Genomic DNA, 22,231 nt, shown 5'->3' on the forward strand with positions numbered 1-22,231 from the left:
GATCTTTTTCCCGGCCCGTTTCCGGACTTGGCTTTCAATCAGGCGGCCGATTGGAGTGGCCTTTTGCCTTTCGGCTTGATCCGACTTTATCAGAATCTTTTGACTGATCTGATCAGTCATTTGCGATCCGGATAAGGAGTCGATGGGCTCCGTGGAACGCGATGTCCCGACCAGAGCGAGAGAGATACTAGCCGTTGCACTCGACGATGTCTCGTCCGGGGCAACCGTTAGAATCTACCTCCCCACGCGGGCCGTGTCAACGGTCTTTGTGGTCCGGGGAGGACAGTAGCAGTTCCGATGGGGTGGATGCACATCACGCCGCGGTGGGCAGCCGGGCGCTCTGATCTGCCGCGTCCACGTCGCCGGCCTCGCCGGCACGGGCCGCGCGGCCACCCAGCACGTAGACGTAGATGAGGAACACCAGCTCGGCGGCGATGCCGATGGTGATGCGGGCCCAGGTCGGCAGGCCGGACGGGGTCACGAAGCCCTCGATCACACCGGAGACGAAGAGCACGAGCGCGAGGCCGATGGCCATGCCGAGGGCGGCGCGTCCTCGTTGCGCCAGGGCTGCTCGGCGTGTCAGCGGGCCGGGGTCGATCACCGTCCAGCCGAGGCGGAGTCCCGTACCGGCGGCGACGAAGACCGCGGTCAGTTCGAGGAGGCCGTGCGGGAGGACCAGGCCGAGGAAGACGTCGAGGCGGCCGGCCGCGGACATCAGACCGATGCCGATGCCCAGGTTCACCATGTTGAGGAGGAGGATCCAGATCACCGGGATGCCGAGGAACGCGCCCAGGGTGAGACAGACGGCGGCCGCCTGCGCGTTGTTCGTCCAGACCTGGGCCGCGAAGGACGCGGCCGGATTGCTGGAGTAGTACGTCTCGTACTCGCCGCCCGGGCGGGTCATCTCCCGGAGGTCCTCGGGGGCACCGATCGACGCCTGCACCTCGGGGTGGGTGCCGATCCACCAGCCGATGAGAGCAGCGACCAGGGTGGAGAGGACCGCCGCGGGTATCCACCAGTGGCGCGTGCGGTACACCGCGGCGGGGAATCCGGCCGTGAGGAAGTGGACCGCGTCGCGCCAGCTCGCCCGGCGGGTCCCGGTGACCGTGGCGCGGGCGCGTGCGACGAGCTGGGTGAGTCGGCCGACCAGGGCCGGGTCCGGGGCGCTGGACTGGATCAGGGAGAGGTGCGTCGCGGTGCGCTGGTAGAGGGCGACGAGTTCGTCGACCTCGGCGCCGGTGAGGTGGCGACCGCGGCGCAGTAGCTGGTCCAGGCGGTCCCATTCGCCGCGGTGGGCTGTCACGAAGACGTCGAGGTCCATGTCGGCTGCTGCTCCAGGCACTGGGTGCGTACGTTCGTACTACTGCGACGCGCTTCGGGTCAGCTTGGCAGACTGTGGGCACGTCGGACCGGGCAGGGCGAGAGCGGGCAAGCAGGGGAGGCGGCAGCGGTGAGTGCGCTTGTGACGGGGGACGCGGTCGTCCTGGGGTTGCAGCCGGCGAAGGTGCCGAGCCGGGCGCTCGCCGTGATCATCGACTTGGTCGTCGCGTGGTCCCTCTATTTGACGGTGGCGCTGGTGCTCCAGTTGCTGACCGCCTCCCTGGACGACGCCGCTTTCGCTGCGATCTCCGTCGCGTCCTTGCTCTTGTTGCTGGTGGGGGTGCCGATCGCGATCGAGACGCTGTCGCGGGGGCGGTCCCTGGGGAAGCTGGCGTGCGGGCTGCGGGTGGTGCGGGACGACGGGGGGCCGATCCGGTTCCGGCACGCGCTGGTGCGCGGGGCGATGGGCTTCGTGGAGATCACGCTGACGTTCGGGGTCATCGGGTGCATCGCGTCATTGGTGTCGGCGCGGGGGCGACGGCTCGGGGACGTGTTCGCCGGGACCCTGGTCGTACGGGAAAGGGTGGCGGCGACGTCGGGTGCGATGGTGCCGCCGCCTCCGCCCTGGCTCGCGGGACGGTTCGCGCAGTTGGACCTGTCGGCGGTGCCGGACGACCTGTGGTTGGCGATCCGGCAGTACCTGACGCGGATGGGGCAACTGGATCCGGCGGTGAGCTGGCCAATGGCCGAGCGCTTGGCCGGGGAGCTCGTGGCGCGCACGGGGGCACCGGCTCCGGCCGGGGTGCCGCCGGCCGCGTATCTGGCCGCCGTGGTGCACGAGCGGCAGACGCGGGACGCGCACCGGGCCTTCCGCGCACAGGCGGGCACGGGTACGAGTGCGGGTACGAATACGAGCGCGGGGGTACCGGTCGTGCGCCCGCCCCTGCCCGGTGTGCCTCCGACTCCTCCCCCCGCGGTCGACGGGCGGGACGACCGTGCGACGGGACCCTCGTCGACGGGGTTCGCGCCGCCGGCCTGAGACCGCCCGCCCAAGACCGCCCGCCCGGAGCCGTACGCCTAAGCGGGGTCCGGGAAGACGGACGGCGGGGTCTCCAGGTCTTCGAGTTCCATGCCGGGGGCGGCGAGGACCACGTCCCCGGCGATGTGCACCGTGTGCTGCTCCCCCGTGTCGAGCGCGCTGACCTGGTACTCGTCCACAGTGAGCGGGCCGTTGTCAGTGGCGTGCGCTTCACTTCTCAGCAGAGCCCAGGACTGATCGACGGTGCGAGGGGCGAGGACGGGTTCCGTGAAGGCGACGAGGCGGACCCGGGTCGCCGGTGATTGGGGGGTGAGACGCAGCAGCCGGGCGGTGGCGACGAGGAAGGCCGGGGAGGTGCCGGTGAAGGCGTGGGCGCGGACGTTGCCCTCGTCGGCGTGGGTGCCCGTGGGGTCGGTGCGGACCCAAGTGACCCCGTCCAGGGCGGCTCCGCGGACCTGCCAGCTCGCGGTGTGGAGTTCGAGGCGCTGGGGGCGGCCGAGTTCGTCGATGGCCAGGTCGACGGAGCCTCGGTGCTCGCCGGAGGGAGTGGTGGTCTGCGAGACGTAGCGCCAGCCGGAGGGGCCGGGCGCGCAGTGGAAGTGTTCCTCACCGAGGGGGGTGTGATCGTGCGGATCGTGCAGCGAATACCGGCCGCGGGGCATGGGGGCGTCACAGTCCTTCTGCGGTGAGGGTGCGCGCAGCGGTGCAGCTCGGTGCGTGGTGCAACGTGATGCGTCGTGCAGCGTGGTGCGTCGGAGTCGGCGGAGGCGTACGGGGCAGGCCCCCGGCACGGGGGTGCGGGGGCCTGCTGCGTACTGCTTCTGAGCACCGTGTCGTACCGCGCGCCGGGGCGGGCGGTCGATCGATCGGTCAGTAGCGGTAGTGGTCCGGCTTGTACGGGCCTTCGACCTTGACGCCGATGTAGTCGGCCTGCTCCTGGCGGAGCGTGGTCAGCTTGACGCCGAGCGAGTCCAGGTGCAGGCGGGCGACCTTCTCGTCGAGGTGCTTGGGGAGCACGTAGACGTCGGTCGGGTACTCCTGCGGCTTGGTGAAGAGCTCGATCTGCGCCAGCGTCTGGTCCGCGAAGCTGTTGGACATCACGAAGGAGGGGTGGCCCGTCGCGTTGCCGAGGTTCAGCAGGCGGCCCTCGGACAGCACGATGATGACCTTGCCGTCGGGGAAGGTCCAGGTGTGGACCTGCGGCTTGACCTCGTCCTTGACGATGCCGGGGATCTTCGCGAGGCCGGCCATGTCGATCTCGTTGTCGAAGTGGCCGATGTTGCCGACGATGGCCTGGTGCTTCATCTTGGCCATGTCCGTGGCCATGATGATGTCCTTGTTGCCCGTGGTGGTGACGAAGATGTCGGCCAGGCCGACGACCTCGTCGAGGGTGCTGACCTGGTAGCCGTCCATCGCGGCCTGGAGGGCGCAGATGGGGTCGATCTCCGTGATGATCACTCGCGCGCCCTGGCCCCGGAGGGACTCGGCGCAGCCCTTGCCCACGTCGCCGTAGCCGCAGATGACCGCGACCTTGCCGCCGATAAGGACGTCGGTGGCGCGGTTGATGCCGTCGACGAGGGAGTGGCGGCAGCCGTACTTGTTGTCGAACTTCGACTTGGTGACGGCGTCGTTGACGTTGATCGCCGGGAAGAGGAGGTTGCCGTCGCGCTGCATCTCGTACAGGCGGTGGACACCGGTGGTGGTCTCTTCGGTGACGCCGCGGATCTCGGACGCCAGGCGGGTCCACTTCTGCGGGTCCTCGGTGAGGGTGCGGTTCAGCAGAGTGAGGATGTGGGCGAATTCCTCGCTGTCCGCGGTCGAGGGGTCGGGGGCCGTCCCGGCCTTCTCGAACTCGACGCCCTTGTGGACGAGGAGGGTGGCGTCACCACCGTCGTCGAGGATCATGTTCGGGCCGCCGGTGGGGGTGTTCGGCCAGGTCAGCGCCTGCTCCGTGCACCACCAGTACTCCTCCAGGGTCTCGCCCTTCCAGGCGAAGACGGGGACGCCCTTGGGGTCCTCGGGGGTGCCGTTCGGGCCGACGGCGATGGCCGCGGCGGCGTGGTCCTGGGTGGAGAAGATGTTGCACGAGGCCCAGCGGACCTCGGCGCCGAGGGCGACCAGGGTCTCGATGAGCACGGCGGTCTGGACCGTCATGTGCAGGGAGCCCGTGATGCGGGCGCCCGCGAGCGGCTGCTGCTCGGCGTACTCGTTGCGGATCGACATCAGGCCGGGCATCTCGTGCTCGGCGAGGGTGATCTCCTTGCGGCCGAAGTCGGCGAGGGAGATGTCGGCGACCTTGAAGTCCTGGCCGGCGGCGACAGTCGTCATCGGTGCTGCTCCTCAATGGTGGTCGAGGTGGGTACGGGGCTGGCTCTGCGGCGGCAGGCGTACGGGCATGCGAATGCCCGACACCTCGCGCAGTGCAGTCCGTCGGAGGCCCTCTCTCCCTCGGCCGGACCGCAAGGGGCCGACCGACCGCCATCAGCAGCGACGTCTGACTCTCGCCCGAATCTACACCGCCGGGCGCGGCGGGCCCCAGCCCTCATGAGGATTGTCCGGATGCGAACGCCCGCGCGGGCGGGCTCGGGGACCGCCGCACGAGCGGTCGCACGGACGGTCTGGCGGGCCGCGCGTCAGTGGGTGGGACCGGGGCCGCCGGGCGACTTGACCGGGTTCGTGCCGGCCGCTGCCGCCGACGCGCTGTAGACGTCCGGTTCCAGGTAGATCACGCGCGCGATGGGGCAGGCGGTACGGATGCGTTCCTCGGCCGCGTTGATGGCGGCGGCGACTTCGGTGGCGGTGTTGTCGTGGCGCACCGCGATCTTGGCGGCGACGAGCAGTTCCTCCGGGCCCAGGTGGAGCGTCCGCATGTGGATGAGGCGGGTGACCGACGCGCCGTCGACGACGGCCTCCTCGATCTTGCGGAGGTCGGCGGTGCTGGCGGACTCGCCCAGCAGCAGTGACTTCGTCTCGACGGCGAGGACCAGGGCGATGAGGATCAGCAGGGTGCCGATGCAGAGGGTGCCGATGCCGTCCCAGACGCCGTCGCCGGTGGCGAGGGCGAGGCTCACGCCGGCGAGGGCCAGCACCAGGCCGATCAGCGCGCCGAGGTCTTCGAGGAGGACGACGGGGAGTTCGGGGGCCTTCGCCCGGCGGACGAACTCCTTCCAGGACTGGGCGCCGCGCAGGGTGTTGGACTCCTTGATCGCGGTGCGGAAGGAGAACGCCTCCGCGACGATCGCGAAGAGGAGGACGCCGACCGGCCAGTACCAGGCTTCGATGGCGTGCGGGTGCTTGATCTTCTCGTAGCCCTCGTACAGCGCGAACATGCCGCCGACGGAGAAGAGGACGATGGAGACGAGGAAGGCGTAGATGTAGCGCTCGCGGCCGTAGCCGAAGGGGTGTTCGGCGGTGGCGGCGCGACGGGCGCGCTTGCCGCCGAGCAGGAGGAGCCCCTGGTTGCCGGAGTCGGCGAGCGAGTGGACGCTCTCGGCGAGCATCGAGGACGAGCCGCTGAAGAGGAACGCGACGAACTTGGCGACCGCGATGGCGAGGTTGGCGGCCAGCGCCGCCACGATCGCTTTGGTTCCGCCGGACGCGCTCATGGATGGGGTCCCTTCGGGCGGGGGTGCCGGCGCGCGCCCGATCGGTTCCGTACGGAGACCACTACGCGGTGGTGCTCGGGGTGGCCCGCGTGCGCGGCGGGCCCGGGGCGGGCCGCTCCGTCGGGCGACGGCGACGCTGCCGGCGTGGCTGCTGTGGCTGTGGAGGCGCCATTCTGGCAGTTGAAACGGGTGTTTTCCGGTCAGATGGCGACGGTGGCGCGGAAGAGGGTCCCCGAACCGCCGTTCGCGCCGGAGATTTCCGCCATGTCGCCCGCCGGCACGAACACCGATTCGCCCTGAGCGAGCGTCAGTTCGCCTGCGGTGACGCGGCCCGCGGTGCAGAGCAGGATCTGCGGCCCCGGCGCGGTGACGTCGCACGGGGTCGCGTCGGCGGCGAGGACGTGGCGCGACAGCCGGAACTCCGGCGCGGGGGTGTCGTAGACCTCCTCGCCGGACGGGGACGCCTCCGGCCGCAGCACCGCGGGGTCGGTGGCCTCGAAGCGGACCACCCTCAGCAGCTCGGGCACGTCCACGTGCTTGGGGGTGAGCCCGCAGCGCAGGACGTTGTCGGAGTTGGCCATGATCTCCACGCCGAGGCCGTCGAGGTACGCGTGGGGGACGCCGGCGCCCAGGTAGAGGGCTTCGCCGGGCTGGAGCCGCACGTGGTTGAGCAGCATGGCGGCGATGACTCCGGGGTCGCCGGGGTAGTGGTGGGCGAGCTGTGCGTAGGGGGCGTACGGGCCGCCGAGGCGGGTGGCGGCGGCAGCGGCCTCCGCGACGGTCTCGGCGACCGCCGTGCGCTCGGCCGTCAGGACCGCGGTGAGGACCTCGCGCAGGGCGGCGTCCTCGGGGTGGGCGTGCAGGACGTCGACGTACGGCTTGAGCGAGTCGACGCCGAGCCCGGCGATCAGGTCGGCGCTGGCGGCGGGGGCGCGGAAGCCGCACAGCCCGTCGAAGGGGGTGAGCGCACAGATCAGCTCGGGCTTGTGGTTGGCGTCCTTGTAGTTGCGGTGGGGGGCGTCGACGGGGATGCCGGCACGTTCCTCGGCGGCGTACCCCTCCCTGGCCTGGGCGAGGTCGGGGTGGACCTGGAGCGAGAGGGGGGCGCCGGCGGCGAGCAGCTTGAGGAGGAAGGGGAGGTGGGGGCCGTACGCGCCGACGACCCGGCTGCCGAGTTCGCGTACGGGGTCGGCGGCGATGACCGCGTCGAGCGGGCCGCGGTCGAGGTGGGAGGGGGCGCCGGGGTGGGCGCCGAGCCACAGTTCGGCCTGGGGTTCACCGGTGGGGGCGGTGCCGAGCAGGGCGGGGATGGCGGTGGTGGAGCCCCAGGCGTACGGGCGGATGGGGTTGGTGAGGCGGTCCATCGGCGTGCGACTTCTTTCGGCTGCGGCTGCGGCTCGGGGCTCGGGGCTCGGTGGTGCGGTGACTGCGCGGGGCTCGGCGGTGCGGGGTGTGGTGGGCAGGCGAGGTTACGCCTGGCTGCACCCGGGTCAGGAGGGGGTCGCCGGGGTCGCCAGCGCGAGGTAAACGGCCGCGAAGTCCGTCACGGCGAGGAGCTCGGCGATCGACTCCAGGTCGGTGCCCTCCTCCGGCTCCAGTTCGCTGATCGGGGTGTCGTGACCGAGGGCGAGTTCGCGGGCGGCGGGGGCGGCGGTCAGACCGCCCGCCGGCCGGTCGCGCAGCAGCACCACACGGGCCCGCAACGCCTGCGGCTCCTCGACGCGGTCGCGGAAGAAGTCGTCCGGGTCGGCCCCGGCGGCGAGGTCGCCGACGAGCAGCACGCCGTGGGCGGGCAGGGCCTCGGGCAGTTCGGCGGCGAGCGCGGGACGGCCGGCGAGTTCGGCGAGCACGGCGGCGAAGCGGCGGCCCGCGGGGGCCGCGCCGGCGCCTTCGGTCCAGATCAGCGGGAGGCTGTCGGCGAGTTCGGCGGCGAGCGTCTTGGCGGGGTTGCTGTACGTCGCGATGGCCGGGCCGCAGCGCTCGGCGGCGCGGTCGAGGCGGTCGGCGACGCCCGCGAGCGCCTCGGGGGACGCTTCGAGGAGGCCGACGCGGTCGAGGAGGGCGAGGAGCGGGGTGAACAGCGCCCACAGGGCGCCGGGGCCGCCTGCCGCCTGGGACTCCTCGTACAACTCGTACGGCGCGGTGGCCATCGGGACGACGAGGCCGTGCCGGCCGTCCACGCCCTCGGAGACCGGGGAGCGGCGGGGGGCGACGGCGACCACGGTGCAGCCGCGGCGGTACGCCTGCTCGGCGAGGAGATCGAGGCCGGGCTCGGTGCCGTCCGTCGTGACGACGAGGAGGAGGTCGAGGGAGCCCGCCCAGCCGGGGAGTGCCCAGCGCAGGGCGCCGGGGGCGGGGGCGACGCCGGTGGGGTGCAGCCGGATCACGGGGGCGCCGGCGCCGGCGAGCGCGCCGACGAGGTCGGCGGCGCCGTTGGCGGCGGTGCCGGAGCCGGCGACGAGGACGGCACGGGGGCGGCCCTCCGGGGTCAGCTCGGCGATGCCGGCTTCGGCGGCGTGCCGGGCGGCGGTCCGTACGCGGGCGCCCGCCTCGGCGGCGCCCCTCAGCAGTCCCCTGCGGTCGGCACGGGCGAGGGCTTCCGGGTCGTCGAGGAGTGACTCGTCGAGCATGGGGGCGGGGCCTCCGATCGCCGGTTTCGGTTGTCGGTCGCGGGCGGCGGGTTGGTGTGCCGGAGGGGGTGCGGGGCGCGCTTGCCGGTGCGGCCGCCGGTGTGGTGGCGCCGGTGCGCCTCGTGCGCCTGGCGTCAGGCCGGGCGGCGGGCCTCGTCGACGAGGAGCACGGCGATGCCGTCGCGGACGGGGTAGGCCAGGCCGCAGTCCGTGCCGGAGCAGACGAGCTCGGAGGCGGTGGCCTCGGCGGAGGCGTCAGCGGTGGCGTCTTGCGGGGTCTCCTCTTCGCGCAGGGCGCTGTGGCAGGCCGGGCAGGCGAGGATGTCGAGGAGTCCGGCTTCGAGCGCCATGGTGCGAGTCCCTTCGGGGTGGGCTGAGGGGTGCCCGGGGCCGGGTGGCCGCGGGGTCGGCCGGGCGGCCTGCCTGGTTCGGGCCTGCTGCCCGGCCTGGGCGTCGTCAGCGTACCGCTGGGGGGTGTGGAGTTGCGCGCGCTGGGGTGAGCCGCGTGGTTCTTCGGTGCGGTGTCGTTCCGAGCGTGCGGTGCCGTTCCGGGCGTGCGGTGCCGTTCCGGGCGGTACGAGGGGCGGGCTCGCCGTTTCCCTGCGGAGTCGTTGGTCGCTGCGGGCCGGCGGGTGGCGCGGCACGCAGTCAGCCGCGCCCCCTTCGACGAACCCGCCGATACCCGCCCGGACCATCGGCCACTGCGGGACAGTGGGGGCTCGTCGCGCAGTTCCCCGCGCCCCTTGAGGCAAACCCGCCGCCGAACCTGCCCAGCCATCGGCCTCCGCGGGCCCGCGGGTGGCGCGGCACGCAGTCGGCCGCGCGCCTGGCCACCCCGCTGGCCCAGCAGCTCTAGCTGCGGACCAGGGAGAGGACCTCGTCGCGGACGCGGGTGAGGTCCTCGGGGGTCTTGGCTTCGACGTTGAGGCGGAGGAGGGGTTCGGTGTTGGAGGGGCGGAGGTTGAACCACCAGGTGGGGGTGGTCACCGTGAGGCCGTCCAGGGTGTCGATCGTCGTGTCGGGGCGGGACTCGAAGGCGGCGCGGACCTTCTCCGTCGTGGCCGCCTGGTCGGCGACCGTCGAGTTGATCTCGCCGGAGCCGCGGTAGCGGTCGTACTGGGCGACGAGTTCCGACAGCGGGCCCGGCTGGCTGCCGAGGGCCGCCAGGACGTGCAGGGCGGCGAGCATGCCGGTGTCCGCGTTCCAGAAGTCGCGGAAGTAGTAGTGCGCGGAGTGCTCGCCGCCGAAGATCGCGCCGGTGTGGGCCATCTCCTGCTTGATGAAGGAGTGGCCGACCCGGGTGCGCACGGGGTTGCCGCCGTGCTCGCGGACGACCTCGGGGACGGACCAGGACGTGATCAGGTTGTGGATCACGGTGCCGCCAGGGTGCTTGGCGAGTTCGCGCGCCGCGACCAGCGCGGTGATCGCGGACGGGGACACGCCCTCGCCCCGCTCGTCCACCACGAAGCAGCGGTCCGCGTCGCCGTCGAAGGCGAGGCCGATGTCCGCGCCCTCGGCCCGTACGCGCTCCTGGAGGTCCACGACGTTCGCCGGGTCCAGGGGGTTGGCCTCGTGGTTGGGGAAGGTGCCGTCGAGTTCGAAGTACATCGGCACGAGGGTGACCGGCAGCGACTCGAAGACCGTCGGGACGGTGTGGCCGCCCATGCCGTTGCCCGCGTCGACGACGACCTTCAGCGGCCGCATGTCGGCGAGGTCGACCAGCGACAGCAGGTGTGCCGCGTACTCGGACAGGGTGTCGCGCTCGGTGACGGCGCCGCGGGTCGCGGCCGGTTCGGGCGCGCCCTTCGCGGACCAGGTCTCGACGAGTTCCCGGATGTCGGTCAGGCCGGTGTCCTGGCCCACGGGCGCGGCGCCCGCGCGGCACATCTTGATGCCGTTGTACTGGGCGGGGTTGTGGGACGCGGTGAACATCGCGCCGGGCAGGCCGAGGTGGCCGGAGGCGAAGTACAACTGGTCGGTGGAGCACAGCCCGATCAGGGTGACGTCCGCGCCCCGGGCCGCGGCGCCGCGCGCGAACGCGCCCGACAGCCCCGGCGACGACGGCCGCATGTCGTGCCCGACGACGATCGCGTCGGCACCCGTCACCTGGACGAACGCCGCGCCGAAGAGTTCGGCGAGCTCCTCGTCCCACTGGTCCGGCACGACGCCGCGGACGTCGTACGCCTTCACGAGCTGAGACAGATCAGCAGCAGCCACGGGACAGCCTTCCCTCAAGTCTGTGTGGTCGCGCCAAATTATCCGGGTACGTCAGTCCTGGCCGTAGCGCGGGTCCACCGATTCGGGCGCGAGGCCGAGAAGTTCCGCCACTTGCTCCACGACGACCTCGTGGACCAGCAGCGCCCGCTCGTCCCGGCTCTTGGTGCGGATCTCCACGGGGCGCCGGTAGATGACGATCCGTGCGGGCCGGCCGCGCTCGGCGGGGACCGCGTCGCCGAGCGGCACGGTCTCCTCGGCCGCGCCCGGCACGTCCAGTACGAGGAAGTCCACGTCGGCCAGTTGCGGAAGGCGGCGCTCCAGCCGTTCCACCGAGTCGCGCACCAGGTCGCGGAACGACTCGGCCCGGCTGAGTGCGAGCGGAACCTGGGGCGGGGCGATCGGGCCGCGCATTCCGCGGCCGTGGCGGTCCCTGCGCCGTGGACCCGGCTCGGTGGTTCCCGGGCCGGCGCCGGGTCCCGGGGTCGGGGGCGTACCGCCGTCCGACTGCGTCACCGGCGCCCCTGCCGGACGCTCGCCGGGGCCCGGCGGTACGGAGCTGTCCATCACTCACGCAGGGTAGCTCTCCGCGGGGCGCGGCAGCCGCATCCCCCGGAATGCGTGCCGCACCGCCTTCCCACCGGGACCACCCGGCCTCCGAACTCGCCCTCCGCCTCGGCCTGTCGTCAATTGACCGTTCCGACGGCGCTTCGCGACGCTTGTGTGTCGTCCGGCGATCGTCCGCCGCTGCGCGAATGACCTGATTTACGTCACGTCATGACCGGTTCACCAACCGTCACGTCCCGCGCCTCGGGCCCTTCATCGCAGGTCAGTACGGCCCTCCCGGACCCGTGCGAAACCCCGTCCGCACGGCGACACGGTGGGGTGACCTGGTGGAGAGTCGTCGCAGCCCGTTCAAGAGTGCGGTACCGTCCAACGTCGTGAGCCCTGTACGTCGATGTTCGCGCACCGCGTGCGGCCGTCCTGCCGTGGCGACATTGACGTACGTCTATGCCGATTCGACCGCGGTCCTCGGCCCGCTCGCCACCTACGCGGAGCCCCACTGCTACGACCTGTGCGCCGAGCACAGCGAGCGGCTGACCGCGCCGCGCGGCTGGGAGGTCGTGCGGCTGACTGACGGGTCAGCGCCGGCCAGGCCCAGCGGTGACGACCTCGAAGCGCTCGCCAACGCCGTACGGGAAGCGGCCCGCCCCGCGCAGGGGCGCGCCGTCGCCGAGGGGCAGGGCGGGCGACGCGCGGCGGACCCGATGGAGGTCGCCCGCCGCGGCCACCTCAGGGTGCTGCGCTCGCCGGACTCCCAGGACCGCTGACCCCGTCAGCTCCCGGTCCCCGCGCGGTCGTCGAGCACCGACAGGTCCCGTTCCACTTCCGGCACCGCCACCGTTCCGCGGTCGTACGTGAGCGTCTGGACCGTGAACATCTGCACGCCGCGGCGCGGCAGTGCGAGCGTGCGCGCCGCGTGCACCGGGCCGCCGGACACCGTCTCCACGGTCAGGCCGTACGAGCCGGCCAGCCCGTCCGGGACGGGCGGGGCGAACGCGAGCGTGGTGCCGGCCTTCACGGTGTACGTGGCGGTGGTCGGTTCGCCGCCCCCGGTGCCGGTCGACGCGGTGACCCTGACCTTGCTGGTCGCGGTGGGCGCGGTCAGCGAGAGGGTGGTGCCCTGGGCGCGGTTGTCGGCGACGCTGGCGCGCTCGCCGACGGGCTCCGCGGCCGGGACGAAGGCGACTTCCTGTGCGGCCTTGGTGCCGCGGACCACGCGTAGGGCTGCGACGACCGGGGTGTTCAGGCCCTTGTGGGCGGGGGTCAGGAGCAGGGAGCCCGGTTCGCCCTTGGTGACGTCCGCCAGGTCCACGGTGGTCGTCATGCCTGATTTGACCCGTACGGTTTCGTGGCCGGCCGGCACGAGACTGCCGCCGGGGCCGGCGAGTTGGACCTTGAGTTCGGCGTCGGCCTCGCCGGGGGCGAAGACGACGAGGCGCACGGAGGCGGCGTCGGCCGGGATGCCGGGCAGGACGGCGGTGGCGGCGGGGTCGGCGGAGGCGGCGAGCCAGTCGCTGCCGACGGTGTCCTCGGCGGTGCGCACGACGGCGCCGACCCGGCCGGAGCGGGTCGTCACGCGGACGGTCAGGTCCGGCACGGCCTCGGTCGTCAGGGTGGAGAGCAGGACGGGCGTGCTGCCGCGGGCCGGGACCGAAAGGCCGTCCGGGAGCGTGGTCTTGAGCTGGCCGTCCGCGCCGTACAGCTCGATGTCGACGACGGAGTGGGCGTCGTCGGGGTTGGTGAGGTGGAGGTAGTCGCGGCGGCCTTCGGCGGTTGAGGCGCCGGGGAACCACGCTTCGGTGTCGGGGCCGGTGCAGGCCGTGCCGAGGAGGCCGCGGGCGTCGCCGGCGGTGACCGCGGTGGTCTGCTGCGCGGTCCAGCCGGGGGCGAGGTGGCCGTCGGCCGTGCCGACGAGGGCGGGGGCGTCGCTGCCGTTGACGGTCGCCGTGACGGGCTTGCCGGGGGCGGCGAGCGAGAGCACCGGCTTGCCGGCGCTCGTGCCGTCGGGCTTCTTGGCGGATCCGGCGGCGGTGGCGACCAGTTGGACGGTGCCGGGGCGCAGCTCAGCGGTGCCCGTGGCGGGTCGCGTCGGGTGCGGCGGGCGGCTGGGCTTCGGCGTGAACGAGGTGTACGTCGTCTCCGCGACCTCGGCGTTGCTGGGCGCGGGGCACAGCAGGTTGGACCGCTCGATCGGCAGCCGGGGGGTGAGCTTGGCCTCCACTTCGGTCACGGGGGCGCCGGGGGCGGAGGCGGCGGCGAGCGCGGTGATCGCGCCGAGCGCGGCCACGGCGGCGAGCAGGGAGGTGGTCGTGGGCTTCACTCGGACTCGCCTCGGGTGACGTCGGTGTCGTGGTGACGGTGGTGGTCGCGGTGGTCGTGGTCGTGGGGGGTGCGGGGGGTCGGGTCGTACGGCGCGGGGTGCTCCCCGTAGGTGCGGGCCGGGGTCTCGTACGACTGCTGGTGCGGGAGGCGGCCGGGCGGGACGGGGGTGGGCTGGGGGCGCGGGCGGGCGCGTCGGTGCGACCCGCGGCGCGCGGTCGCGCCGGTGGCCTCGGGCGCGTCGGCGGGGCCGGGTTGGGTCGGTACGCCTCCGACGGGGGCGACGGGGGCCGCGTCCGTCGGCTCCGGCAGGTCGTCGTCCTTCTCGCCGCGCCTGCCGGGCAGCGTCAACACCACCAGGACCAGCACCAGGAAGCCTTGGGCCCAGAGCCAGCCGGTGTGCGGGGCGCTGGGGTCGTAGGAGAGTTCCAGCCGGCCGCCCTCGGCGGGGAGTTCGAAGCCCTGGGCCCAGCCGTCGACGGTCTTCTTCGGCAGGGCGCGGCCGTCGAGGGTCGCGCGCCAGCCGTCGTCGGCGCGGTCGGCGACGCGCAGGACGCGGCCGTTCGCCCCGTCCGGGACGGTGGTGTCGGCGGTCACCGGGCCGGAGCCGACGGGCAGCGGGTCGTCCTTGCCGCTGACGATCGTCACCCGGGCCACCTGACGGTCGACCTGCCACAGGGCGCTGCCGTCGAGTTGGCTCAGCCGGCTGAGTCCGGGGGTCGCGTCGAGGACGCGGGCGGTCTGCGGGGGCGCGCCGTCGCGGACGAGGACGTAACGGATCGCGAAGCCGCTCAGCTCGGCGGTCTGGTCCGCGCCGGAGCCCGCTACGAGCCGGGAGACGACCTGGTCGAGCCCGGGGTCGCGGTCGGCGGCTGCGGCGAGTTCGGCGTCCCCCAGGCGGGCGCCGGAGCCGCGGACCAGGGCGTACGGGACGCGGGCGGCGTTGGTGCCGCCGATGACGAGGGTGCGCGGCTGGTCCCGGGTGACGCTCTCCTCTGCGACGAACGCGGGCACTTGGACCGGGTCGCGCCGCTCCAGCGGGCCGGCGGCGCCGCTGAGCATCCAGCCGAGGGCGAGGTGTGCGGGGGCGAGCGCGGCGACGCCGGCGACGAGGACGGCGACGGGCTGGCGCCAGCCGAAGTCGCGGGTGGAGACGCGGGTGCGGCCCAGTTCGGCGCCGAGGAGGGCGGCGGCGAGCAGCCCGGTGGCGTACACGAGGGTCGCGGGACCGGCCCACGAACCGCCGTCGGACCCGGCGTTCGTCACGGCCGCGAAGGCGAAGCCGGTCAGGGCGGTGGCCCAGGCCGTGCGGATGGCGAGACGGCGCTCGTCGCGCAGCAGGGCGGCGAGCGCGGCGGCGACGACGCCGAGCAGCAGGACCGTGCCGGCGGCCTTCGGGCCGCCGGGGCTGAAGGTCAGCAGGTCGAAGCCGGCGGCGCGGCCTCCGCCGATGTCGAGCCCCGCCTCGTCGAAGAACCGGGACGGTGACGTCAACAGCGTCAGCGACCAGGGCGCGAGGACGACCAGCGGGGTGGCGACGGCGGCGAGGAAGCGCAGCCCGGCCGCGACGGGGTCCGCACGGCGCACCACGAGTCCGCCGATGCCGAGGACGAGGGCGAGCAGCCAGACGACGGGCGTGAACGCGGCGGCGAGGGTGAGCAGCAGGGCGTACGTCCACACCGCACGCCAACTGCCCCTGGACTGGTCACCTCTGGCGCTGAAGCCGTGTGCGGCGACCGCGGCGCGCGCGATCAGCGGCAGCAGTACGGCGAGGACGGCGGTGCCGAGGCGGCCGGCCGCCAGGGCGCCCGTCACGGCGGGCAGGAAGGCGTAGGTGACGCTGCCCCAGGCGCGCAGCAGCCGGGACGTCACCAGGGGGCGGGAGGCGACGTACGCGCTGAGGCCGGCGAGCGGCACGGAGCACACCAGCAGCACGGTGAGCGCGAGGCCGGTGGAGCCGAAGAAGAGCGCGGCGATCCCGGCGAGCACGCCGAGGTACGGCGGGGCGGTCTGGGTGCCTCCGGTGCCGAGCGGGTGCCACTGGTCGGCGTACCTGCCCCACAGCTCGGACACGTCGCCCGGGGCGGGCAGCAGCGCGCCGCCGGCGAGGGCGCCGGAGGAGAACAGCGAGCGGCAGGCGACGAGGGAGACGACGAGCAGGACGGCGAAGAGCGCGGGCGCGGGGCGGCGGGCGAGCTTCTTCAGTCGGGCGAACTGTTCGACCTCCAGATAGTCCGCGTCGTCGCCGCCGGGGCCGGACTCGACGGCGCCGCCGCCCGCGCCGCCGGCGCTCTGGCGGGCGCGGGAGCCGGTGCCGCCACCGCTCCGGCCGCCGCCGAAGTAGCCGGCGGCGCGGTCGAAGGCGGCTCGTACCGTCGCCCCGGGCGGCGGGAAGAGCGGGCGCAGTTCGCGGGCGTCGACACGACGGGCCTTCTTGCGGCGGGCGCGGCCGGCGATGATGCGCCCGGGGCGCAGCAGGGTGCCGCTGAGTCCGGTGATCTCGTCGACGGCGTGCCGCGGGGCCTTGCCCACGAGGTACGCGAGGGCGCGCAGCAGCGTGCCGATCAGGATGCGCAGCAGGACGAACGGGAGCAGCGCGGCACGGGCGTTGGTGAGCAGGGCGTACACGGCGCCCGCCTTGTCGACGCGGTGCGGGCTGGCGGAGGTGCGGCCCGCGCAGTCCACGGTGCGGCGCTCGCGGGCCGCGGCCTCGGCGTGGTGCAGGACCGCTTCGGGCGCCACGAGGACGCGGTGGCCGGCGGCGTGCGCGCGCCAGCACAGGTCGACGTCGTCGCGCATCAGGGGCAGTCGGCGGTCGAAGCCGCCGAGTTCGCCGAAGACGTCCCGGCGCACGAGCATGCCGGCGGAGGAGACCGAGAGCACCGGCCTGACCTGGTCGTGCTGGCCCTGGTCCTGCTCGCGGCGGTCCAGGCCGGTCCAGCGGCGACCGCTGTTGGCGATCGACACGCCCGCTTCGAGGAGTTGCTTGCGGTCGTACCAGCCGCGGAGCTTGGGGCCGACGATCACGGTGTGTTCGTCGCCGTCGACGACGCGGAGCAGTTCGGCGAGCGCGGCGGGCTCGGGGGCGCTGTCGTCGTGGAGCAGCCACAGCCACTGCACCGGTTCGCCGTACGGCAACTCCGGCATGTCGTAAGCCTCGTCCTGCCAACTGCGGGTGACCGGGTCCCAGCCGCTGGGCCGCTTCAGGTACGGCAGGTGGTCGGGGGTGAGGACGCCGGCGGTGCGGACGGCCTCGTCCACGGCGGCGCCGAAGCCGGTGCGGCGCGCGAGGTGGAGCACGCGTTCCGCGCCGAGCGCTTCGGCGAGCAGGGTGGCCGACTCGTCGGCGCTGCCGGTGTCGGCGGCGATGACGTTCTGGACCGGGCGGGCCTGCGCGAGGAGGCCGGTGAGGGTGTGCGGGAGCCAGCGTGCGCCGTCGTGGGAGACGAGGACGGCGGTGACGACGTGCCGGGGGAATTCCTGCGGGTGGGCGGTCGTGAACGCGGGGGTGGTGGCGGACATCGGGTTGGGGCCCTCCGGCCATGGATCGCCCGGGCGGGGCGCTTCAGCGTCTGGGACGGGGCCACACGATATCGGTAGGCGGGAGGGGTGTGGTGCGGGTTGTGTGACGGTGCGGGGGGTGTGGGGCGGGGTGGGTGGGTGTGGGGGGCGCGGGCGCAGGTGCGGATGCGGATGCGGGTGCTTGGTGTGCGGGTTGCACGCGGAGGGCGGGTGCTTGGTGCGCGGGCCGGGTCGCTTGGTGTGCGGGTTCCTGTTGTGTGCGGGTGTGGGGGTCCTCCGGGCTCACCTCCTCGCGGTCGGCGGCATACAGGTCCTCCAAGACAGCGAGGCTGCTTTGCCGCCAATCCGCTGCGGGGGCGACCCTGCACACCCCCACCCCACCAGACGGACCAAACAACAGACGGGCAGGCACCCCGTCACGTACGGGCGAGAGGGACCTTCCGGCTCGCCCCTGCCCCACCAGACTGGCGGGTGCGGGTGTGGTTGCTTGGTGTGCGGGTTCCTGTTGTGTGCGGGTGTGGGGGTCCTCCGGGCTCACCTCCTCGCGGTCGGCGGCATACAGGTCCTCCAAGTTGGCGAGGCTGCTTTGCCGCCAATCCGCTGCGGGGGCGACCCTGCACACCCCCACCCCACCAGACGGGCCAAACAACAGACGTACGGGCACCCCGTCACGTACGGGTGAGGGCGACCTCCCGGCTCACCTCCTCACCACCAGACGGGACAACAGGCCCGGGCCGACCCACGACGTAGGGGTCGGGTCGCTCGGTGGGCGGGAACACGTAGGTTGTTGCGCATGTCTGACGGGGCAACAGAACACCCCCGGCGCGGGCCGGGGGTGTGGTGGGTCGTGGTCGTGTCGGCGGCCGGTGGCGGGTATCAGACCGCCGCCTTCTTCAACCGGCGGCGCTCCCGCTCCGAGAGCCCGCCCCAGATGCCGAATCGTTCGTCATTCGCAAGGGCGTACTCAAGGCATTCCGAGCGGACTTCACAGGCGAGGCACACCTTTTTGGCCTCACGCGTGGAGCCGCCTTTCTCGGGGAAGAAGGACTCGGGATCGGTCTGGGCGCACAATGCGCGCTCCTGCCAGCCGATTTCGTCATCCGCGTCCTCGACCAGCAGTTGTTCGAACAGCTCGGTCATGTGCGCCCCTCGTCTGTCTTGGCGTCCCCGTGATGTTGCCGTGATCGATTCGGCCGAACGACACGAGTGAAATTACAAGTGTGTGGCTCCGGGGCAGTCAAGCGGAGATCTGCTATTGGGCCCCGTATTCACTCTGCGGAACCAAGGGTATACGGAAAGTGTTCAAATCAGCAAAAATCTGACACTTAACGCCAACCACCCCCGACCTGTCCGCATCCTCCCTTCTCACCTAGGGAGACGCCCGTCAGTTCGATCTTGTTGCAGACGGACACCCGAAGCGATCCGGATCACAGTCCGGTCACGGAGCGGCCCGAGTCGGTCACGCAATCGCAGCGCGATGTCTCCGACGGTGGCACTGCATAAACCTTTCTTCGCGCTCCGTGACCGGATGAGGTGAAAGATTGCCGCCAAAGGGGGCGCGGAGTTGACACGAATGAGGGGCAGCCGCCACCTTTGGTGGCATGTCATCAGCAGCCCCCGCGCCTTTCGCGACCCCTGTCCGTGGGTTCCGCAGCGCTGTGCAGGCTCGCTGTCGCTGTTGTCGTCAGCGCTGACGCGGCACGCACGCCCCCTTCAGTTCTTCCGCGCGCGCCCCGAACGACCCTGCGCCCTTCTCGCGGCTCCGCCCTTTCCCGGTGCGGCCGCGCACTGACGCGTCCCGATTGCGAAACGCACGCTTCCAGCCGAGGAACCACCGCACCATGAACAGCGACAGCGACCTCCAGATCGCCGGCGACATCCTCTCCGTACAGCACCTCCTCCAGCCCCCGCGCGAGCACCCGGCCACCGTGGCCGACTTCGTGGGGCTCTCGCGCGCCGTCGCCGCCGATCGGGGGCAGTGGGCGCACCTCGTCGAGTACGACGCCACCAGCCGCTGGTACCACCGGCTGCGCACCGGGCCCGGCTACGAGGTGTGGCTGCTGTCCTGGCTGCCGGGCCAGGGCACCGGGCTGCACGACCACGGGCCGTCGTCCGGGGTGCTGACCGTGCTCGAAGGGCGGCTCACCGAGCGGTCGGAGCACGACTCGTGGGGGTTGGCGCCGGGCGCGCACCGGGTGTTCGCGCCGGGGTACGTGCACGAAGTGGTCAACGACGCGTTCGAACCGGCCGTTTCCCTGCACGTCTACTACCCGGGTCTGACCGAGATGCCGATGCACGCCGCCCGCTGCGCACCGGGCGCCCGGGACGTCGTGCCCGCCTGAGAAACTGCGGGCATGCGAATTGTGGTTCTGGCCGGCGGCATCGGTGGCGCCCGCTTCCTGCGCGGTCTCAAGCGGGCCGCGCCCGAAGCGGACGTCACCGTGATCGGGAACACCGGTGACGACATCCATCTGTTCGGGCTCAAGGTCTGCCCCGACCTCGACACCGTGATGTACACGCTCGGCGGCGGCATCAACGAAGAGCAGGGCTGGGGGCGTACCGACGAGAGCTTCCGGGTGAAGGAGGAACTGGCGGCGTACGGGGTCGGCCCCGAGTGGTTCGGGCTCGGCGACCGGGACTTCGCCACCCACATCGTCCGCACCCAGATGCTCACCGCGGGCTATCCGCTCAGCGCCGTCACGGAGGCGCTGTGCACCCGGTGGAACCCGGGCGTGCGGCTGCTGCCGATGTCGGACGACCGGGTGGAGACGCACGTCGCCGTCGAAGTCGACGGCGAGCGCAAGGTCATCCACTTCCAGGAGTACTGGGTCAAGTTGCGGGCGTCCGTGGCCGCCGAGGCCGTCGTGCCGGTCGGCGCGGAGCAGGCGAAGCCGGCGCCGGGCGTGCTGGAGGCGATCGCCGCGGCCGACGTGATCCTCTTCCCGCCGTCGAACCCGGTGGTCAGCGTGGGCACGATCCTCGCCGTGCCCGGCGTGCGCGAGGCGATCGCCGACGCGGGCGTCCCCGTCGTCGGCCTCTCCCCCATCGTCGGGAACGCCCCCGTGCGCGGCATGGCCGACAAGGTCCTCGCCGCGGTCGGCGTGGAGGCGACCGCGGCGGCCGTCGCCGCGCACTACGGCTCCGGGCTGCTCGACGGCTGGCTCGTCGACACCGTCGACGCGGACTCCGTCGCCGCGGTCGAGGCGGCGGGGATCCGCTGCCGCGCGGTGCCGCTGATGATGACCGACGAGGACGCCGCGGCCGAGATGGCGCGGCAGGCGCTGGCGCTGGCGGCGGAGGTGCGCGCATGAGCGGGCCCACCGCCTCGTACCGGGTGTGGGCGCCCGACGGGGTGCCCGAGGTGCGCCCCGGGGACGACCTCGCCGAGCTGATCGCCGCGGCCGAGCCGGGACTCGCCGACGGGGACGTCGTGCTCCTCACCTCCAAGGTCGTCAGCAAGGCCGAGGGGCGCATCGTCGCGGCCCGGGACCGGGAGGCCGCGATAGACGCGGAGACCGTACGGCTCGTGGCCCGGCGCGGATCGGTGCGCATCGTCGAGAACCGCCAGGGCCTGGTGATGGCCGCGGCCGGCGTCGACGCCTCCAACACCCCCGCCGGGACCGTGCTGTTGCTGCCCGAGGACTCCGACGCGTCCGCGCGCACCGTCCGCGCGGGCCTGCGCAAGGCGCTCGGCGTCGACGTGGGCGTGATCGTCACGGACACCTTCGGCCGGCCCTGGCGCAACGGGCTGACCGACGTCGCGATCGGCGCCGCGGGCGTACGCGTCCTGGACGACCTGCGGGGCGGCACCGACCCGCACGGCAACCCGCTGGCCGCGACCGTCACCGCGACCGCCGACGAACTCGCCGCGGCCGGCGACCTGGTGAAGGGCAAGGTCTCGGGCCGGCCCGTCGCCGTGGTGCGGGGCCTGGCCCACGTGGTCGCGTCGGACGACGCCGACGGGGCGGGCGCGCTGGTGCGGGACGCGGCGGAGGACATGTTCCGGCTCGGGACGTCCGAGGCCGTACGGGAGGCGGTGACCCAGCGGCGCACGGTCCGCGAGTTCACCGACGAGCCCGTCGACCCGGGCGCGGTGCGGCGCGCGGTGGCCGCCGCGGTCACCGCGCCCGCGCCGCACCACACCACGCCCTGGCGGTTCGTGCTGCTGGAGTCGGCGCAGTCGCGGATGCGGCTGCTGGACGCCATGCGGGACGCCTGGATCGCCGACCTGCGGCGCGACGGCAAGTCCGAGGAGTCCATCGCCAAGCGGGTCCGCCGCGGCGAGGTGCTGCGCCGGGCGCCGTACCTCGCCGTGCCGTGCCTCGTCATGGACGGCTCCCACCACTACGGCGACGCGCGGCGCGACGGCGCGGAGCGCGAGATGTTCGTGGTCGCCACGGGCGCCGGCGTGCAGAACTTCCTCGTGGCCCTGGCCGGCGAGGGGCTCGGCTCGGCGTGGGTGTCGTCCACGATGTTCTGCCGCGACGTGGTGCGCGAGGTGCTGTCGCTGCCGGCGGAGTGGGACCCGATGGGCGCGGTGGCGGTGGGCCACGCGGCGGGCCCTCCGAAGCCGCGGGGACCGCGGGACGCGGCGGAGTTCGTGACAGTCCGGTAGCAGGGGTTCCTCGTGGGGTGCGGGTGCGGGGCGGGTTGCTTGGTGTGCGGGTTCCTGTTGTGTGCGGGTGTGGGGGTCCTCCGGGCTCACCTCCTCGCGGTCGGCGGCATACAGGCCCTCCAAGACAGCGAGGCTGCTTTGCCGCCAATCCGCTGCGGGGGCGACCCTGCACACCCCCACCCGAGCGCGCGGGCCAAACAACAGGCGTACGGGCACCCCGTGACGTACGGGTGAGGGGGGACCTCCCGGCTCGCTCCTGTCCCAACAGACGGGCGGGTGCGGGTGTGGTTGCTTGGTGTGCGGGCTGCTGTTGTGTGCGGGTGTGGGGGTCCTCCGGGCTCACCTCCTCGCGGTCGGCGGCATACAGGCCCTCCAAGACAGCGAGGCTGCTTTGCCGCCAATC

At 73.1% G+C, this 22,231-nt stretch carries 17 protein-coding genes; 5 read left to right on the top strand and 12 right to left on the bottom strand.

The genetic code is table 11. The features are described from left to right. Window positions 1-313 precede the first annotated feature (313 nt). Window positions 314-1,321 carry a stage II sporulation protein M gene (locus ACH4E8_RS34965; RefSeq protein WP_398455763.1) on the bottom strand — a complete coding sequence of 336 codons (1,008 nt, stop codon included), beginning with the start codon at window positions 1,319-1,321 and terminating at the stop codon, window positions 314-316. A gap of 129 nt (window positions 1,322-1,450) precedes the next feature. On the opposite strand from ACH4E8_RS34965, the gene ACH4E8_RS34970 reads away from it, so the two are divergent. Next, entirely contained in the window at window positions 1,451-2,359 is a 909-nt protein-coding gene (locus tag ACH4E8_RS34970) for an RDD family protein (RefSeq protein WP_398455741.1), read from the top strand. Window positions 2,360-2,397: 38 nt separating this feature from the next. Here ACH4E8_RS34970 and ACH4E8_RS34975 read toward each other — a convergent pair whose 3' ends face one another. The 8 genes from ACH4E8_RS34975 to ACH4E8_RS35010 all read right to left on the bottom strand — a co-directional run bounded on the left by ACH4E8_RS34975 (window position 2,398) and on the right by ACH4E8_RS35010 (window position 11,375). After that, on the bottom strand, window positions 2,398-3,021 hold the full coding sequence (locus ACH4E8_RS34975; RefSeq protein WP_398455743.1) for a hypothetical protein: 624 nt from the start codon (window positions 3,019-3,021) through the stop codon (window positions 2,398-2,400). A gap of 208 nt (window positions 3,022-3,229) precedes the next feature. Further along, window positions 3,230-4,687: an adenosylhomocysteinase gene (gene ahcY / locus ACH4E8_RS34980; RefSeq protein ID WP_398455746.1), complete on the bottom strand. Its 1,458-nt coding sequence runs from the start codon at window positions 4,685-4,687 to the stop codon at window positions 3,230-3,232. Window positions 4,688-4,992: 305 nt separating this feature from the next. Continuing rightward, on the bottom strand, window positions 4,993-5,964 hold the full coding sequence (locus ACH4E8_RS34985; RefSeq protein WP_398455747.1) for a cation diffusion facilitator family transporter: 972 nt from the start codon (window positions 5,962-5,964) through the stop codon (window positions 4,993-4,995). Window positions 5,965-6,164: 200 nt separating this feature from the next. Then, window positions 6,165-7,328 (bottom strand): mannose-6-phosphate isomerase, class I, encoded by a 1,164-nt coding sequence (gene manA / locus ACH4E8_RS34990; RefSeq protein ID WP_398455749.1) that lies wholly within the window; start codon window positions 7,326-7,328, stop codon window positions 6,165-6,167. Window positions 7,329-7,454: 126 nt separating this feature from the next. Next, entirely contained in the window at window positions 7,455-8,594 is a 1,140-nt protein-coding gene (locus tag ACH4E8_RS34995) for an SIS domain-containing protein (protein ID WP_398455750.1), read from the bottom strand. 134 nt (window positions 8,595-8,728) lie between these two features. Beyond that, a complete protein-coding gene (locus tag ACH4E8_RS35000; protein WP_398455751.1) occupies window positions 8,729-8,944 on the bottom strand; it encodes a Trm112 family protein in 216 nt (71 codons plus the stop codon). A 502-nt stretch (window positions 8,945-9,446) separates the two neighbouring features. After that, the gene (locus ACH4E8_RS35005) at window positions 9,447-10,811 is read right to left on the bottom strand and encodes a phosphomannomutase/phosphoglucomutase (protein ID WP_398455752.1); all 1,365 of its coding nucleotides are present in this window, start codon (window positions 10,809-10,811) and stop codon (window positions 9,447-9,449) included. A gap of 51 nt (window positions 10,812-10,862) precedes the next feature. Next, entirely contained in the window at window positions 10,863-11,375 is a 513-nt protein-coding gene (locus ACH4E8_RS35010) for a metallopeptidase family protein (RefSeq protein ID WP_398455754.1), read from the bottom strand. Window positions 11,376-11,701: 326 nt separating this feature from the next. Here ACH4E8_RS35010 and ACH4E8_RS35015 point away from each other — a divergent pair, with 326 nt between their 5' ends. Next, window positions 11,702-12,139: a DUF3499 domain-containing protein gene (locus tag ACH4E8_RS35015; protein ID WP_398455755.1), complete on the top strand. Its 438-nt coding sequence runs from the start codon at window positions 11,702-11,704 to the stop codon at window positions 12,137-12,139. A gap of 5 nt (window positions 12,140-12,144) precedes the next feature. Here the strand turns inward: ACH4E8_RS35015 and ACH4E8_RS35020 are convergent, their stop codons facing one another. The 3 genes from ACH4E8_RS35020 to ACH4E8_RS35030 form a co-directional block, all read right to left on the bottom strand. Continuing rightward, window positions 12,145-13,692 carry a DUF5719 family protein gene (locus ACH4E8_RS35020; RefSeq protein ID WP_398455756.1) on the bottom strand — a complete coding sequence of 516 codons (1,548 nt, stop codon included), beginning with the start codon at window positions 13,690-13,692 and terminating at the stop codon, window positions 12,145-12,147. Further along, on the bottom strand, window positions 13,689-17,213 hold the full coding sequence (locus ACH4E8_RS35025; RefSeq protein WP_398455757.1) for a glycosyltransferase family 2 protein: 3,525 nt from the start codon (window positions 17,211-17,213) through the stop codon (window positions 13,689-13,691). Before ACH4E8_RS35025 ends, ACH4E8_RS35020 begins: the two co-directional genes overlap by 4 nt. A gap of 876 nt (window positions 17,214-18,089) precedes the next feature. Next, the gene (locus ACH4E8_RS35030; RefSeq protein WP_006348971.1) at window positions 18,090-18,353 is read right to left on the bottom strand and encodes a WhiB family transcriptional regulator; all 264 of its coding nucleotides are present in this window, start codon (window positions 18,351-18,353) and stop codon (window positions 18,090-18,092) included. 701 nt (window positions 18,354-19,054) lie between these two features. On the opposite strand from ACH4E8_RS35030, the gene ACH4E8_RS35035 reads away from it, so the two are divergent. From ACH4E8_RS35035 to ACH4E8_RS35045, 3 genes are read left to right on the top strand one after another with little or no spacing between them, the layout of a single operon-like run. Then, a complete protein-coding gene (locus ACH4E8_RS35035; protein WP_398455759.1) occupies window positions 19,055-19,555 on the top strand; it encodes a cysteine dioxygenase in 501 nt (166 codons plus the stop codon). Between the two features lie 12 nt (window positions 19,556-19,567). Continuing rightward, window positions 19,568-20,524, top strand: a complete 957-nt coding sequence (cofD, locus tag ACH4E8_RS35040; protein ID WP_398455760.1) for a 2-phospho-L-lactate transferase — start codon at window positions 19,568-19,570, stop codon at window positions 20,522-20,524. Further along, the gene (locus tag ACH4E8_RS35045) at window positions 20,521-21,828 is read left to right on the top strand and encodes a coenzyme F420-0:L-glutamate ligase (protein WP_398455761.1); all 1,308 of its coding nucleotides are present in this window, start codon (window positions 20,521-20,523) and stop codon (window positions 21,826-21,828) included. The genes cofD and ACH4E8_RS35045 overlap by 4 nt, the downstream gene beginning before the upstream one ends. Window positions 21,829-22,231: the final 403 nt, after the last annotated feature.

This window comes from Streptomyces sp. NPDC017979 (assembly GCF_044328175.1).
Lineage (GTDB): Bacteria > Actinomycetota > Actinomycetes > Streptomycetales > Streptomycetaceae > Streptomyces.

Bases quoted from the DNA above. Each gene is read 5' to 3' on its own strand.
- ACH4E8_RS35045 (WP_398455761.1), top strand. From the start codon at position 20,521: ATGAGCGGGCCCACCGCCTCGTACCGGGTGTGGGCGCCCGACGGGGTG.
- ahcY (WP_398455746.1), bottom strand. From the start codon at position 4,687: ATGACGACTGTCGCCGCCGGCCAGGACTTCAAGGTCGCCGACATCTCC.
- ACH4E8_RS35000 (WP_398455751.1), bottom strand. From the start codon at position 8,944: ATGGCGCTCGAAGCCGGACTCCTCGACATCCTCGCCTGCCCGGCCTGC.
- ACH4E8_RS34995 (WP_398455750.1), bottom strand. From the start codon at position 8,594: ATGCTCGACGAGTCACTCCTCGACGACCCGGAAGCCCTCGCCCGTGCC.
- manA (WP_398455749.1), bottom strand. From the start codon at position 7,328: ATGGACCGCCTCACCAACCCCATCCGCCCGTACGCCTGGGGCTCCACC.
- ACH4E8_RS35035 (WP_398455759.1), top strand. From the start codon at position 19,055: ATGAACAGCGACAGCGACCTCCAGATCGCCGGCGACATCCTCTCCGTA.
- ACH4E8_RS35025 (WP_398455757.1), bottom strand. From the start codon at position 17,213: ATGTCCGCCACCACCCCCGCGTTCACGACCGCCCACCCGCAGGAATTC.
- ACH4E8_RS34975 (WP_398455743.1), bottom strand. From the start codon at position 3,021: ATGCCCCGCGGCCGGTATTCGCTGCACGATCCGCACGATCACACCCCC.
- cofD (WP_398455760.1), top strand. From the start codon at position 19,568: ATGCGAATTGTGGTTCTGGCCGGCGGCATCGGTGGCGCCCGCTTCCTG.
- ACH4E8_RS34965 (WP_398455763.1), bottom strand. From the start codon at position 1,321: ATGGACCTCGACGTCTTCGTGACAGCCCACCGCGGCGAATGGGACCGC.
- ACH4E8_RS34985 (WP_398455747.1), bottom strand. From the start codon at position 5,964: ATGAGCGCGTCCGGCGGAACCAAAGCGATCGTGGCGGCGCTGGCCGCC.
- ACH4E8_RS35010 (WP_398455754.1), bottom strand. From the start codon at position 11,375: ATGGACAGCTCCGTACCGCCGGGCCCCGGCGAGCGTCCGGCAGGGGCG.
- ACH4E8_RS35030 (WP_006348971.1), bottom strand. From the start codon at position 18,353: ATGACCGAGCTGTTCGAACAACTGCTGGTCGAGGACGCGGATGACGAA.